The sequence below is a fragment of the Streptomyces sp. NPDC037242 genome (assembly GCF_055604165.1).
The window spans coordinates 94,704-108,894 of sequence record NZ_JBVJUY010000020.1 but is presented as its reverse complement, the minus strand read 5'-3'; the positions used below and the strand labels follow the sequence as shown (position 1 = coordinate 108,894).

Annotated in this window: 12 protein-coding genes; 5 read left to right on the top strand and 7 right to left on the bottom strand. The window is 71.3% G+C overall.

The window, feature by feature from the left end; genetic code table 11:
- Positions 1-136 precede the first annotated feature (136 nt).
- The 4 genes from ACZ7GJ_RS23655 (at position 137) to ACZ7GJ_RS23640 (ending at position 4,955) form a co-directional block, all read left to right on the top strand.
- On the top strand, positions 137-1,018 hold the full coding sequence (locus ACZ7GJ_RS23655) for a carbohydrate ABC transporter permease (protein ID WP_470754444.1): 882 nt from the start codon (positions 137-139) through the stop codon (positions 1,016-1,018).
- Entirely contained in the window at positions 1,015-1,947 is a 933-nt protein-coding gene (locus tag ACZ7GJ_RS23650; RefSeq protein ID WP_470754442.1) for a carbohydrate ABC transporter permease, read from the top strand. The genes ACZ7GJ_RS23655 and ACZ7GJ_RS23650 overlap by 4 nt, the downstream gene beginning before the upstream one ends.
- Before the next feature lie 71 nt (positions 1,948-2,018).
- Complete coding sequence (locus ACZ7GJ_RS23645) at positions 2,019-3,368, top strand: ABC transporter substrate-binding protein (RefSeq protein ID WP_470754440.1); 1,350 nt, start codon at positions 2,019-2,021, stop codon at positions 3,366-3,368.
- A gap of 42 nt (positions 3,369-3,410) precedes the next feature.
- Positions 3,411-4,955, top strand: a complete 1,545-nt coding sequence (locus tag ACZ7GJ_RS23640; protein ID WP_470754437.1) for a glycoside hydrolase family 31 protein — start codon at positions 3,411-3,413, stop codon at positions 4,953-4,955.
- Between the two features lie 47 nt (positions 4,956-5,002).
- On the opposite strand, the gene galK is transcribed toward ACZ7GJ_RS23640, so the two are convergent.
- Positions 5,003-6,199, bottom strand: a complete 1,197-nt coding sequence (gene galK / locus ACZ7GJ_RS23635; RefSeq protein WP_470754436.1) for a galactokinase — start codon at positions 6,197-6,199, stop codon at positions 5,003-5,005.
- The gene (galT, locus tag ACZ7GJ_RS23630; RefSeq protein WP_470754435.1) at positions 6,196-7,245 is read right to left on the bottom strand and encodes a galactose-1-phosphate uridylyltransferase; all 1,050 of its coding nucleotides are present in this window, start codon (positions 7,243-7,245) and stop codon (positions 6,196-6,198) included. Before galT ends, galK begins: the two co-directional genes overlap by 4 nt.
- A gap of 126 nt (positions 7,246-7,371) precedes the next feature.
- Here galT and ACZ7GJ_RS23625 point away from each other — a divergent pair, with 126 nt between their 5' ends.
- Positions 7,372-8,184: a DeoR/GlpR family DNA-binding transcription regulator gene (locus tag ACZ7GJ_RS23625; protein ID WP_470754434.1), complete on the top strand. Its 813-nt coding sequence runs from the start codon at positions 7,372-7,374 to the stop codon at positions 8,182-8,184.
- Between the two features lie 46 nt (positions 8,185-8,230).
- Here ACZ7GJ_RS23625 and ACZ7GJ_RS23620 read toward each other — a convergent pair whose 3' ends face one another.
- From ACZ7GJ_RS23620 to ACZ7GJ_RS23600, 5 genes are read right to left on the bottom strand one after another with little or no spacing between them, the layout of a single operon-like run.
- The gene (locus ACZ7GJ_RS23620; protein ID WP_470754432.1) at positions 8,231-9,244 is read right to left on the bottom strand and encodes a LacI family DNA-binding transcriptional regulator; all 1,014 of its coding nucleotides are present in this window, start codon (positions 9,242-9,244) and stop codon (positions 8,231-8,233) included.
- Positions 9,241-11,019 (bottom strand): glycoside hydrolase family 36 protein, encoded by a 1,779-nt coding sequence (locus ACZ7GJ_RS23615; RefSeq protein ID WP_470754430.1) that lies wholly within the window; start codon positions 11,017-11,019, stop codon positions 9,241-9,243. The genes ACZ7GJ_RS23620 and ACZ7GJ_RS23615 overlap by 4 nt, the downstream gene beginning before the upstream one ends.
- Positions 11,020-11,021: 2 nt before the next feature.
- Positions 11,022-11,852, bottom strand: a complete 831-nt coding sequence (locus ACZ7GJ_RS23610) for a carbohydrate ABC transporter permease (RefSeq protein ID WP_470754429.1) — start codon at positions 11,850-11,852, stop codon at positions 11,022-11,024.
- Complete coding sequence (locus ACZ7GJ_RS23605; RefSeq protein WP_470754428.1) at positions 11,849-12,772, bottom strand: carbohydrate ABC transporter permease; 924 nt, start codon at positions 12,770-12,772, stop codon at positions 11,849-11,851. Before ACZ7GJ_RS23605 ends, ACZ7GJ_RS23610 begins: the two co-directional genes overlap by 4 nt.
- On the bottom strand, positions 12,769-14,115 hold the full coding sequence (locus tag ACZ7GJ_RS23600; RefSeq protein WP_470754426.1) for an ABC transporter substrate-binding protein: 1,347 nt from the start codon (positions 14,113-14,115) through the stop codon (positions 12,769-12,771). The genes ACZ7GJ_RS23605 and ACZ7GJ_RS23600 overlap by 4 nt, the downstream gene beginning before the upstream one ends.
- Between the last annotated feature and the right edge of the window lie 76 nt (positions 14,116-14,191).

Sequence of the window (14,191 nt, the reverse complement as noted above, 5' to 3'; positions counted from 1 at the left end):
AAATCTCTTGAAATACATGAGAACTGACGATGCGACAGAAAAGTCGACCAAAAGCCTTGACACCCGCCGAGAGCTGTCGACACACTTCCGAACCGCGCCACCATGTTGGCGCAAACATGCATCGGAGGTCTTACCCGTGAGAGCCGCAGTACGGCGCAACCTCACCGCCCACGCGTTCCTCCTGCCGTTCCTCTGCGTCTTCGCCGTCGGAGTCGTCGCGCCACTGGTGTACTCGGTCAACCTGAGCCTCTATCAGGAGCGCATGATCGGCGGGATGGTCTTCACAGGGCTGGACAACTACACCAAGGCCTTCAAGGACAACCTGTTCCATGCCGGCCTCGGCCGCGTCGCCCTCTTCTTCGCGATCCAGGTACCGGTCATGCTCGGCCTCGCGCTGGCGGCCGCCCTCGCGATCGACAGCGGGCGGCTGCGCGCGCCGGGCCTCTTCCGCATCGGCATCTTCGTCCCGTACGCCGTTCCCGGTGTGGTCGCGGCCCTCATGTGGGGCTACCTGTACGGCGACCGCTACGGCCTGGCCCACGAGATCGGCGACCTCCTGCACACCGAGGTGCCCGACCTGCTCTCCGGGAGCTGGATGCTCGCGTCGATCGGCAACATCGTCACGTGGTCGTACGTCGGCTACAACATGCTGATCTTCTTCGCCGCGCTGCGGTCCGTACCCCAGGAGCTGTACGAGGCGGCCGAGGTCGACGGCGCCGGCGCCTTCCGCAAGGCGTTCAGCATCAAACTGCCGGCGCTGCGCCCGGCATTGCTGATGGCCACGACGTTCTCGGTGATCGGCAGCTTCCAGCTCTTCAACGAGCCGAGCGTGCTCCAGTCCCTGGCGCCGGCCGCCGTCTCCACCAACTACACGCCCAACATGTACGCCTACAACCTCGCCTTCGACGGGCGCCAGTTCAACTACTCGGCTGCCATAGCCGTACTGCTCGGCCTGGTGACCGTGATCGTCGCGTACGGCGTCCAGCGCGCGACCGGCCGCAGGGAGCGCATGCTGTGACGACCGCAACACCCCGGCCCACCCGACCCACTCGCAGCCGTAGTCGCAGCCGTAGTCGCAGCCGCAGCAGCCGCCGCCGTCCGGGCAGTTCCACCCCCCTGACCGTGGCGATGGGCCTGATGCTCGCGTACACGCTGATCCCCCTGGCCTGGCTCGCCATCAGCGCGACCAAGTCCAACCAGACCCTGTTCGACTCCCCCGGCCTGTGGTTCGGGGACGGCTTCCACCTGTTCGACAACATCCGGGACGTCTTCACCTACGACGACGGGATCTACCTGCGCTGGTTCGGCAACACCCTGCTCTACTCGGTGGTCGGGGCGGGCGGCGCCTCGATCATCGCGACCATGGGCGGCTACGCCCTGGCCAAGTACGGGTTCGTGGGCCGTCGGGCGGTCTCCGCCCTCGTCATCGGAGCGATCTCGATCCCGGCCTCCGCACTCGCGGTCCCGACGTACCTGCTGTTCAGCGACATGGGCATCGTCAACACTCCGTGGGCGGTCCTCCTGCCCTCCCTCGCCAGCCCCTTCGGGCTCTACCTGATGCGGGTGTACGCGGCCGAGGCCGTCCCGGACGCCATGCTGGAGGCCGCCCGCATCGACGGCGCCGGAGAGCTGCGGATCTTCCTCACCATCTCGCTGCGCCTGCTGGCCCCCGGTTTCGTGACCGTGCTGCTGTTCACCCTCGTCGCCACCTGGAACAACTACTTCCTGCCGCTGATCGTGCTCAACGATCCGGAGCTGTTCCCCCTCACCGTGGGGCTGCGCCAGTGGGACTCGCTCGCGCAGGGCGGCGCCGGCGCCGCCGCCATACCGATCCTCCCGCTGGTGATCACGGGGAGCCTCCTGGCGATCGTCCCGCTGATCGTCGCCTTCCTCTTCCTCCAGCGGTTCTGGCAGTCGGGCCTGGCCGCCGGCGGCGTCAAGCAGTAGCCCGCCCCCGCCCCCTCCCCCTTCCCCTCCCCCCTCCCTCCTCGTGCACGTCCAGTACGAAAGGATTCGAAATGAGCAGGTTCCTGCGGCTGCCGGTTCTCACCCGTACGCTCACCGCGGCCACCGTCGCGGCCCTCTCCCTCTCCCTCACCGCGTGCGGCGGCGGATCGGGCGCCTCCGACGGCGGCCGGAAGAGCGACCCCGAGGCCGTGCGGGCCGCGCTCGACGAGCCCGCCGAGATCACCTTCTGGAGCTGGGTCCCGAACATCGACAAGACGGTCGCGCTGTTCCAGAAGAAGTACCCGAAGGTCAAGGTCAACCTCGTCAACGCGGGCCGCTCCAAGGACGAGTACACGAAGCTGACGACCACGCTCAAGGCGGGCACGGGCGCCCCCGACGTCGTTCAGATCGAATACTTCGCACTCCCCCAGTTCGCGATGACCAAGTCCCTGGTCAACCTCGCCGACTACGGCGCGGCCGGCCTCAAGGACCGGTTCGCGGAGTCGGCCTGGTCCCAGGTCAGCGTCGCCGGCGGGGTCTACGGCATACCCCAGGACACCGGCCCGATGGCGATGTTCTACCGCCAGGACATCCTCGACCGGTTCGGCGCGACGCCGCCGAAGACGTGGGAGGAGTACGGCGCGCTGGCCAAGAAGATCCACGACGCCGATCCGAACGTCCGGATCACCTACGTCGACCCCGGCGACGCGGGCACGTCCAACAGCCTGATCTGGGACTTCGGCGGCAAGCCGTACACCGTCGACGGCTCCACCGACGTCACCGTCAACCTCAAGGACGACCCCGGCGCCAAGGCCTACGCCGACACCTGGGGACCGATGATCGAGAACAAGCTGGTCGACTCCACCGCGAGCTGGAACGACGAGTGGTGGAAGTCGATGGCCTCCGGAAGGTACGCGACCTGGCTGGCCGGTGCCTGGGCGCCCGCCGTGCTGGACCAGAACATCCCGCAGAGCAGGGGCCAGTGGTCGGTCGCCCCCATGCCGGGCGGAGTCAGCGCGGAGAACGGCGGCTCGTCGGTCGCGGTGACCACGCAGGCGAAGAACAAGGAGGCCTCGGTGGCCTTCGCCCAGTGGCTCAACTCCGACCCGGAGGCCGTGAAGTCGCTCAACTCCGAGGTCGGCCTGTTCCCCGCGACCAAGGCGCTGCTCGACGATCCCGGCTTCCGCGGCGGCGAAGTGCCGTTCTTCCCCGGCAGCAAGCCGAACGAGACCTTCGCCGACATGTCGAAGGCCGTACGGCCCGGCTGGCAGTACCTGCCGTTCCAGGTCTACGCGAACAGCGTCTTCAAGGACTCCGTCGGCCAGGCCCTCCAGCCCGGCGGAAACCTGCCGGGCGCGCTGGCCACCTGGCAGGAACGACTGGTGGCCTACGGCAAGGAACAGGGCTTCACCGTCAAGTAGTCCACAGCTCCGCGAGTCCACAGAAGGAGGAACCCCACAAGCATGACGACACTCGAACTCCCCCTCCTCGACGGGGAACACTGGTGGGGCGGCGCGGTCGCCGAAGGGCGCCGCATGCCCTACCCCGACGGCTACACCTTCGACCTGCGCGACGTGCTGGCCAACCAGGGCATGCCGCTCCTGCTCTCCGACCGCGGCCGCTGGGTGCACAGCGAGCGCACCTTCACCTTCACGATCGCCGACGGGCTGCTGACCGCGCACTCGCACGAACCGCACGCGGTCATCGAGTACGGCGAGGGCCACGGGACCCTGCGCGGGGCGTACGGCAACGCCATCGCCCGCCACTACCCGCCGTCGGGCACGATGCCCGACCCGCTCCTCTTCGGCGCACCGCAGTACAACCTGTGGATCGAGACGGTGTTCGAGCCGACCCAGGCGAAGGTGCTGGCGTACGCGGAGCGGCTGCTCGCGGAGGGCTTCCCGCCCGGCGTGCTGATGATCGACGACCGGTGGAGCAACGACTACGGGGACTGGACCTTCCATCCCGGCCGCTTCCCCGATCCGGCGGGCATGGTCTCCCGGCTCCATGAGCTCGGCTTCAAGGTGATGCTGTGGCTCGTCCCCTACGTGACCCCGGACTCCCCCACCGCGCGACACCTAGGCGACCAGGGCCTGTTGGTCCGCGACACCGGTACCGACGCGCAGGGGCGGGCCAAGGTCGCCTGGTGGTGGAACGGCTGGAGCGCCGGGCTCGACCTCCTCGATCCGCGGGCGCGGGCCTGGCTCACCGGGCGCCTGGAGGCCCTGCGGGACGACATCGGCATCGACGGGTTCAAGTTCGACGGCGGCGACGCGCCCTGGTGGCGATCGCTCGGCTGCGCGGACCCCGAGGCGTACACCCATGCCTGGAACCGCTTCGGCGTCGACTGGCCGCTCAACGAGTTCCGTGACGCCTGGCGCGCCGCGGGCCTGCCGCTCGCCCAGCGCCAGCAGGACAAGTACCACCTGTGGGAAGGCCGGTTCGGGCTGGACAGCCTGATCCCGAACGCCCTGGCCCAGGGGGTGACCGGCCACGCGTTCACCTGTCCGGACATGATCGGCGGCGGCGAGTTCCGCTTCGTCCCGGGCGAGGACGGCGAGGGCTTCGACGAGGAACTCTTCGTCCGCTACGCCCAGATCGCCGCGCTCTTCCCCATGATGCAGTTCTCCACCGCGCCGTGGCGCGTGCTCTCGGCCGACGGCCTGGCGATCGTCCGCGCGGCCGCCCGCCTCCACGCCGAACTCGCCCCGGAGATCCTCGCGCTCGCCGAGCACGCCGCATCCACGGGCGAGCCGATCCAACGCCCGCTGGAGTGGGCCTTCCCCCACCAGGGCTACGCGGCGGTCACCGACCAGTTCATGCTGGGCGACTCCCTGATGGTGGCCCCGGTGGTGACCAAGGGCTCGGAGGGGCGCGAGGTCCGCATCCCGCCCGGCACCTGGCTGGCCGACGACGGCCGGTCGTACGCGGGCCCGGCGAGGGTGTGGATCGAGGCGCCCCTGGCCCGGCTGCCGTACCTGCGCAAGACCGCCGCGCCGAACGGGTGAGGCGCTGCCGGGCAGCGGGCTGCGCGCCCCTGCCCGGCAGCCGCCGGCTACCGCACGGGTGCCGGCTCGACGCGGCGGGCGCCTGCGGCGGGGGTGACCGTGAGGATGCGCGGGGGTTGGTGGCCGGCAGCTCGGAAGGCGGCCGTGACGCTCTCGCCCACCACGCCTTCCCGCCCGGCCCGCACCAGGGCGATGACGGAGCCTCCGAAGCCGCCTCCCGTCATCCGGGCGCCCAGTGCCCCGGCGCGCAGCGCGACCGCCACGGCGAGGTCGGTTTCCCGGCAGGAGACGCGGTAGTCGTCGCGGAGCGAGGCGTGGCCGGCGGTGAGGATCGGGCCGAGCGCGGCCGCGTCCCCCTCCCGTAGCCGGGCGACGGCTTCGTCGACGCGGGCGTTCTCGGTCACCACATGGCGGACCAGCGGGACGAGTTCCGGCGGCAGGGCGTCCAGCGCCTTCGGGAGTTCCCCGGCGGGCAGGTCGCGCAGGGCGGGCAGGCCGAGCAGTCCGGCCGCGCGTTCACAGCCCGCGCGCAGTGCGGCGTACGCCCCGTCCCCGAGGTCGTGCGTGACCCGGGTGTCGATCACCAGCAGCCGCAGTCCCTGGCCCTCCAGGTCGAAGGGGACCTGCCGGTGGCGCTCCGGGGTGCGGGCGTCGAGGTGGAGTGCGGCTCCGGCGGTACAGCAGACGGAGGCCATCTGATCCATGATCCCGCAGGGGACGCCGGCGAAGCCGTTCTCCGCGCGCTGGGCGGTCCGGGCCAGTTCGGCCCCGTCCAGTCCCAGCCCGTACAGCTCGTCGTAGGCGACGGCGACGGCGCATTCCAGCGCGGCGGAGGAGGACAGGCCGGCGCCGGTGGGCACCGTGCTGTCGAAGTGGAGGTCCGCGCCGCCGACGGCGTGTCCCGCCTCGGTCAACGCCCAGACCACGCCGGCCGGGTAGGCGGCCCAGCTCGTGACGGCGCCGGGGGCCAGCGCCGCCACCGCCAGTTCGGTGATCCGGCCGTCGCCTTGCGCGCTGTGCAGCCGCAGTCGTCCGTCCGTACGGGTGCGGGCGGCGAGCAGCGTGGTCTGCGGGAGGGCGATCGGGAGGGCGAAGCCGTCGTTGTAGTCGGTGTGTTCGCCGATGAGGTTGACCCGGCCCGGTGCCGCCCAGACCCCGTCAGGGGAGTCGCCGAAGATCTGCCGGAAGGTGTCCGCGGCCCGGGCCGCCCGGTTGTCCTCCTGCGAGCGGTACGTCTGGTTCACGACCGGGCCTCCCGCAGTCGCCGCGCGGCTGCCTCGGGGGCCACGTCGTTGATGAAGGCTTCCGTCCCGGACTCGGTCCCGGCGAGGAACTTGAGCTTGTCGGGGGTCCGCCGGATCGTGAACAGCTCCAGGTGCAGGGCCAGTTCGCCGCCATGGGTGCGGGGCGCCTGATGCCAGGCGGAGACGTACGGAGTGGGGGGCGGCCCTTGCGGCCGGTCCGGTACGGGGAACAGCCGGTCGAAGCGGCGCAGCAGGTCCAGGTAGATGCCGGGGAACTCGGCCCGCTCGGCCTCGGTGAGGCGGGTCAGGTCGGGGACGCGGCGGTGGGGGTACAGGTGCACCTCGTACGGCCAGCGGGCGGCGTAGGGCACGAAGGCCGTCCAGTGCTCCCCGGCGGTCACCACCCGCTCGGTGGCGCCGCGGGCGCGGGTCAGCAGGTCCTCGAAGAGGTTGCGTCCGGTGGTGGCGCGGTGGGCGGCCGCGGCGGCGGTCATCTTGGCGGTGCGCGGTGTGACGAAGGGGAAGGCGTAGATCTGGCCGTGCGGGTGGGCGAGCGTCACCCCGATCTCGGCGCCCCGGTTCTCGAAGCAGTACACCTGCTCGATGCCCGGGAGGGCGGAGAGTTCGGCGGTGCGGTCGGTCCACGCGTCCAGGACCAGGCGGGCGGCGGCCGGGGTGAGGTCGGCGAATCCGGCCTCGTGCTCCGGGGTGAAGCACACGACCTCGCAGCGTCCGGCTTCGCCCGCGAGGGAGGGGAAGCGGTTCTCGAAGACGGCCACCTCGTAGTCGGCGGCGGGGATCTCGCCGAGCCGGCCGTCCCGGGAGGGGCAGAGCGGGCACTCGCCGGCGGGCGGGTGGTAGGTCCGGCCCTGCCGGTGGGAGGCGATCGTGATCCAGTCGCCGGTGGCCTCGTCGCGTCGTAGTTCCGGGTGGCTCTGCACGCGGTCCAGGGGGCGCAGGTCGGGCGCGTCGCGCACGGCGCTCTCGTCGCTGTCGAAGTAGATCAGTTCGCGGCCGTCCGCGAGTTTCGCGAGGGTCTTCTTCACCCCCCAAGACTAAACAGATTCCAAAACAAATCAACAGCTTTGAGCCAGGATTCCCCAGAATTCAGCAACCACTGCGTGCTATGTTGTTGCTTTCTGACCGTTTCCCCGACGCCCGGGAGGGACCTCGTGGCCGAGCAGGCTGCACAACTGGCCCATCAGCGACGCGCGTTCATCCTCGACGCGATCCTGCGCGACGGCACGGTACGGGTGGCGGACCTGGTGGGACAGCTCGGCGTCTCCGACATGACGATCCGCCGCGACCTGGACGCCCTCGCCCGGCGCGGCGCCGTGGAGAAGGTCTACGGCGGGGCCGTCGCCACCGCCGGGGCCAGCGGTCACGAGCCCGGATTCGACGCCAAGTCCGATCTGGAGGGGGCCGCCAAGGCCGCCATCGCGGCAACGGCGGCGACCCTGGTGGAACCGGGCAGCGTGGTCGCGCTCTCGGGCGGCACCACCGCGCACGCGGTCGCCTCCCGGCTGCTCGGCGTCCCGGGGCTCACGATCGTCACCAACTCCCTGCCCGTGGCAGACCTGGTACGCGCCGCCGGCCGCGACGGCGGGGGTCCGGCCCCCACCCTGCTGCTCACCGGCGGCACCCCCACCCCCTCGGCCGCACTGGTCGGCCCGGTCGCGGACCTGGTGATCGGCTCCCTGCACGTGGACCTGCTGATCCTCGGCGCGCACGGGGTGGCGGAAGGAGCCGGGCTGACCACCCCCAACCTCACGGAGGCCCAGACCAACCGGGCGCTGGTCGCCTCGGCGCGGCGGGTCGCCGTCGTGGCCGACCACAGCAAGTGGGGGGTGGTCGGACTCAGCGGTTTCGCGGCGCTGGACCAGGCCGACTGGTTCGTGACGGACGCGGGCATGCCCGCGGCGGCCCGCGCCGTGCTCACGGAGGCGGTGGGCGAACTCCTCGTCGCGGGCGAGGAGGAGCACTGACCACGGGGCTCCTGAAGCCCGCAGGCCCGCAGGCCCGCAGCCCCGATCAGGCTCCGGCGCCGGGTTCCCCCGGAGCCGGCCCGGTGGTCGCCCGGATGACCAGTTCGGGGTCGAACAGCAGCTCCCCCGCCGGTACGTCCCGGTTGCTGACCAGGGCCAGCACGCTGCGGCCCACCTCCAGCGCCAGCCGGTCGGCGGGCTGGCGCACCGTGGTCAGCGGCGGGTCCGTGAACTCGGTGATGGCCGAGCCGTCGTAGCCCACCACCGACACGTCACCCGGTACGGAGCGGCCCTGGCGGCGGACGCCCCGGATCGCGCCGAGGGCCATGTAGTCGCTGGCCGCGACGATCGCGGTGGCACCCAGGGCCAGCAGCGGGCCGACGGCGGCCTGGCCGCCCTCTACCGTGTACGACTGGCGTACCACCCAGCGCTCCGGGTCCTCGATGCCCCGCTTGGCCATGGCCTCCAGGAAGCCCCGTACCCTGCGGTCGGCGGGCTGGTTGCCCGCCGGTCCCGAGGCCATCCCGATCCTCCGGTGGCCCAGCCGGTGGAGGTGGTCCACGGCCAGTTCGGCGGCGAGCGCGTCGTCCGTGGAGAAGACCGGGGTGGGCACGCCGTCCGCGAACTCGCCGTTGATCCCGACGTAGGGGACCCGGCGCTGGCGCAGCAGTTCGTACGTCTCGGTGTCCGCGCCCTCGACGGTGTTGGACGCGGAGAGGAAGACGACGGCCGCGACACCCTTGTCGACGAGCGCGGAGATGAAGTCCCGCTCCTGCACCCCGCCGGGGAAGGCGGGGCACAGGACCGTCTTCAGTCCGTGCGGGGCGAGCGCCGACTCGATGCGCTCGGCCACGTCCGCGAAGAACGGGTTGGACACGAACTCGGTGATGACCGCCACCAGTTGGCCCTGGGTCTGGCGTTCGTAGCCGAGCTCCGCCATGGCCTGTTCGACCGCGTCCCGGGTCTTCTTCGACACGCCCTGGCGTCGGTTGATCACCCGGCTGACGGTCGCCTCGCTGACCTGGGCGCGGGCTGCGACCTCGGTGATCCCGACCTTCATCGCGGTCCTTCCGTGATCGTGAGCGATGCCAGACCGCCGCGCGGCACGGCCAGCGAGTGTGCTCCGTCCGGCAGGAACGCGGGCGGACCGTCCATGATACGGCCGTCCGGCCCCTGGACCACGCCCTTGATCGGGCCGCCGCCGCCCCGTACCTCGACCATCACCCGGTCCCGGTCCGAGCCGTTGACCAGGTGGAAGTGCCGGTGCGCGGAGAAGTCCAGCGGGACGACCCGGTCGCCGTGCACGCTGAGCAGGCAGTGCTCCCCGGCGCTCGCCCGCACCAGCGGGTACAGCTCGTCGGGCCGGCCCGGTTCGACCTCCCCGTCCAGCAGCAGCTCGCGGTGCAGCCGCCACTGCCGCAGCCAGAAGCCGACCGCCTCCCGGTGCGCCACCGGTACCCGGTCCAGCCGTACGGAGATCTGCGGCACCGAGTGCAGGGCCCCGATCAGCTGCCGGGCCACCGCGGCCACCGGCGCGTCGGGCGACCACAGGAGCATGTCGGAGTGGACGGCTCCGCCGACGGCGAGCAGTGCGGTGTCGAGGGTGCGGACCCGGTTGGCGGTCGCGTCCGCCGGGCAGTCGAAGGAGCGCAGCATGTTGCCGAACGGGGCCATGCCGGGTCCCGTGTAGGGCTGGCGCAGCTCCAGCAGCAGGCCCGGGCGTACGGCTTCCAGGGCCGCGCGCAGTTCGGTCAGCAGGACCACCATCGCCTGCCCGACGTCGCCCGCGCCGTCGTCCGCGTACACCATGGCCTGGTCGAGGAAGTCGAGCTTGAGTCCGTCGAGTCCGTACTCCCGGACCAGCCGGACGCAGAACCCGACGACGTGGTCCCGTACCTCGGGGCGGCGCGGGTCGAGCACCTGCGCGCCGGGCACGGTGGCGGGGGCGGGCGCGCAGTGCGCCCACCGCTCGTGGCAGGCGGCCCCGGGACCGAGCAGCAGGGGCGCCACCCAGGCCAGGTAGGCCAGCCCGTGGGCCCGGACCCGGGCCACGTGCCCGGCGAAGTCCGGGAACTTGGCCGGGTCGGGCCGCCAGTCGCCGCAGCCGGAGTAGCCGCGCCCGTGGCCGTGTTCCTGCCAGCCGTCGTCCAGGATCAGGGCGCCGCAGCCGAGGTCGCCGGCCAGTTCGGCCTGGGTCTCGACGGCGCCCGCGCTGACGTCCTGGTTGAAGGCGTACCAGGTGGAGTAGACGGGGGTGCGGGCGGCGTCGGGCACCGGCATGGGGGTGAGTGCGGCGGCGAACCAGGCGCGCAGGGCCCGCGCGGCCACGGCCACGGACGGCGAGCGGGGGACGAGGAGGATCCGGTGGGGCTCCCGCGAGGCGGGCAGGCGCAGGTGGACGACGTGGGTGTCGTTCTCCTCGGACACCCCGAACCGCAGGGTCGCCTCGGGGACCGGGTCGGCCGCGGCGAAGGTCAGCAGGGTGGCGCCGGTGTGGTCATAGAGGCATCCGGCGGCGTGTCCGTCGACCAGCGAGACCCGGGTGCGGCCCTCCCAGTCGGCGAGGAGCGTACGCCGCCAGCCGCCCTGGGGGTGCCAGTATCCGGCGGCGTCGCCGAGGGGTACGGAGAAGCGGACCTCGACGGGGGCGCCGTCGGAGCGCACTTCCAGCAGGCGCACACCACCGGCGGGTGCGGCGAGGGACCAGGCGGGGCGGACGCCGGGGGCGAGGACGGCGAGCGAGACCCCGTCGAGGAGGGGGTCGTACCGGGCGGGTTCCAGCCCCGCCGTGGTCACGGCCTCGGTCGAGTCCGCCGGGGCGGTGGTGGTCTGCACGGTCACTCCTTCACGGCGCCGGCGAGCAGGCCGGACACGAACTGGCGCTGGAGCGCCAGGAATACGAGGGCCATCGGGATCGCGGCGGCCGCGGTTCCGGCGAGGATCGCGCCGTAGTCGGTCTCGTCGAGGCCCTGGAGGGAGGCCAGGGCCACCGGGATGGTGAACGAGGCTCCGTCGCGCAGGACGATCAGCGGCCAGATGAAGTCGTTCCACTGGTAGAGGAAGAGGAAGATCGCCAGGGCGGCCAGCGCGGGCTTCATCGGCGGCAGCACCACCTTCCAGAACAGCCGCAGTTCGCCGCAGCCGTCCATGCGGCCCGAGTCGAGGAGCTCGTCGGGGAGCGCGGCCATCGACTGGCGCATCAGGAAGATGCCGAAGGGCAGGGCCAGGTTGGGCATGATCACGGCCTGGTAGGTGTTCAGCCAGTGCAGTTCGGCCATCATCTGGAAGAGCGGTACGAGGGTGACCTGGGCGGGGATCACGAGCCCGAGCATGAGCAGCCCGAACAGGGCCTCGCGGCCGCGGAAGCGGTACTTGGCGAAGCCGTAGCCGGCCAGGGTGCAGACGGCTCCGGCGCACAGCGTGTAGACGACCGCGATGAGCAGGGAGTTGAGGACGACCCGGCCGAACTGGGCGGTGTCCTGGAGGGTCTGGAGGTTGGTGGCGAGGTGGCCGCCGGGCAGCAGTGGCGGCGGGCTGTCGAAGATCTCCGCGGAGCTGTGGGTGGCGGCGACCACGAGCCAGTAGAAGGGGAGCAGGACGGCGGCGAGCGCGATGGCGAGTCCGGAGGTGAGCAGGATGCTCCTGCCGCGGTGGCGGGCGGCGGTCATGGCTTCTCCCCCAGGAGGCGGAACTGGATCACGCCGAGGATGCCGATGAGCACGGCCAGGGCGTAGGCGATGGCGGAGGCGTATCCGAAGTCGAAGTATTTGAAGGCGTTCTGGTAGAGGTACACGCCGATGGTCAGGGTGGCGTTGTCCGGGCCGCCGCCGGTGAGCACGAACGGCTCGTCGAAGATCTGCAGGGTGCCGATGGTGGAGAGCACGGTGGTGAGCAGGAGCGCGGGGCGCAGTCCCGGCAGGGTGACGTGGCGGAAGGAAGCCCAGGCCCCGGCCCCGTCCACGGCCGCTGCGTCGTACAGCTCGGCGGGTACGGACTGCAGGCGCGCGAGCAGGATCACGGCGTTGTAGCCGGTGTAGTGCCAGGTCAGTGCGATTCCGAGGGAGACCTTCGCCCACAGGGGGTCGGTCAGCCACGGGACGGGGTCCGCGCCCACGAGCCCCAGCAGCCAGTTGACGAGCCCGTAGTCCTTGCCCAGCAGGACGGAGAACATGATGCCGTAGGCGACCAGACCGGTGATCATCGGCAGGAAGAAGCCGAGCCGGAAGACCGCGCGGCCGCGCAGCAGCGTGGAGTTGAGGGCCACGGCGAGCCCGGTGGCGAGGCCCAGCATCAGCGGCACCTGGACGGCGAGGATCACCGCGGTGTTCTTCAAGGCGGTCCAGAACAGCGAATCGCTCAGCAGCCGGGTGTAGTTGTCGGCGCCGACGAACCGCTCGGTCCCGCCGACGGTCTTGTGGAGGCTGATCACGAAGGACCGGCCGATGGGGTAGAGCTTGAAGGCGGCGAACAGCAGCAGCGCGGGCAGTACGAAGAGGTACGGGGCGACGCGGCGGCGCGGCCGGGTCCGCGGGGCCGCCCCCTTCGCGGGGGCGGCGGGTGCCGTGCGGCCGGTGAGCGTCGCGGTCATCGGGAGACCTTGCGCCCGGTCTGCTGGGCGAGCTGGTCGGCGGCCTCCTTGAGGACCTTCGCCGGGTCGGCGCCCTTGAGCAGCACCTTGGACTGGGCGTCGGTGACGAGCTTGAGGGCGCGGGCGTAGTCGGCGGTGTAATTGAAGGAGGGCGAGGGGGCCTTGAGGGCCTCCAGGAAGATCTCGCCCTTCTTCTGGCCGCCGAAGAAGGCCGCGGGCTCGTGGAAGACCGCGTCGTCGTAGGCCTTCATGAGGGCGGGGGCGATGCCCTTGCCCTTGTAGATCTGGACCTGGGACGCCGGGCGGGTGAGGACGAACTCGATGAAGGACCAGGCGGCGGCCTGGTGCTTGCTGCTGCCCGCGATGGCGAGGTGGGTGGAGTTGACGGTGGCCGCGGTGGCGCCGCCCCGGCGTACGGCCGGGGGAAGGCGGACCTTCCACTTGCCGGCCTCCTCGGGGACCTGCTCCTCCAGAATGCCGCCGAACCAGGTGGGCAGCGGCAGGACGGCCGCGGTCCCCTGCTTCAGCGAGCTCATGAGGGCGTTCCAGCCGCCGGCGAGGTCGCTGACGAGGCCGGCGTCGTTCATCGTCTTGATGAGGGTCATGGCCTTCAAGGCCTCCGGGGAGTCGAGCGTGATGTCCCCGGCGAGGTTGAAGTAGAAGGCGCCCTGGAGTTGCAGGAGCGTCTGGAAGAAGTTGGCGGCGTCGGCCTGTGAGGCGGGCTTGTCGATGCCCAGCAGGTGGGCGCCGGTCTTCTGCTTGATCTCCTTGCCGGCCTCGATGGTCTCCTCCCAGGTCTGGAGGGCTCCGGCGTCGACCCCGGCCTTCTCGAAGAGGTCGGCGCGGTAGTAGAAGCCCGCCGAGTTCGCCTCCCAGGGAAGGGCGTTGACGCGCTTGCCGTCGGGGGACACGGTCTGCCACAGGCCCTGGGCGAAGGCGTCCCGGTGTGCGTTCGCGCCGAGCGGGCCGAGGTCGGCGAGGCCGCCGGGGAACTTCTCCACGTAGCCCGGCAGGTAGTCGACGCCGATGTGCAGGACGTCGGCGAGGCCCTGGCCGCCCGATGCCAGACCGGTGGTGATCTTGTCCCAGATCGCCGGGTTGCCGATGTCCTCGACCGTCACCTCGATGTCCGGGTACTTCTTGTTGAACTCCGGGACGAGGGCCTTCATTTCGGCCGCCGGTCCCTGCCAGGACCAGACCGAGATCCTGCCCTTGTCCTTCTCGCCGCCGGCTCCGCCCTGGCCGGTGTCGCCGGTGCCCGAGCAGGCGGTCAGCCCGGTGAGCCCGGCTCCCGCCGCGATCGCGCCGCCGATCCGCAGCACTCTTCGACGTTCCAGTTCCATTGCTGACCACCCCTGCTCGCACCGTTGCGGAAGCCTGACTGGCCGGGACTGTAACAACGTCAACTCTTGACTTGCA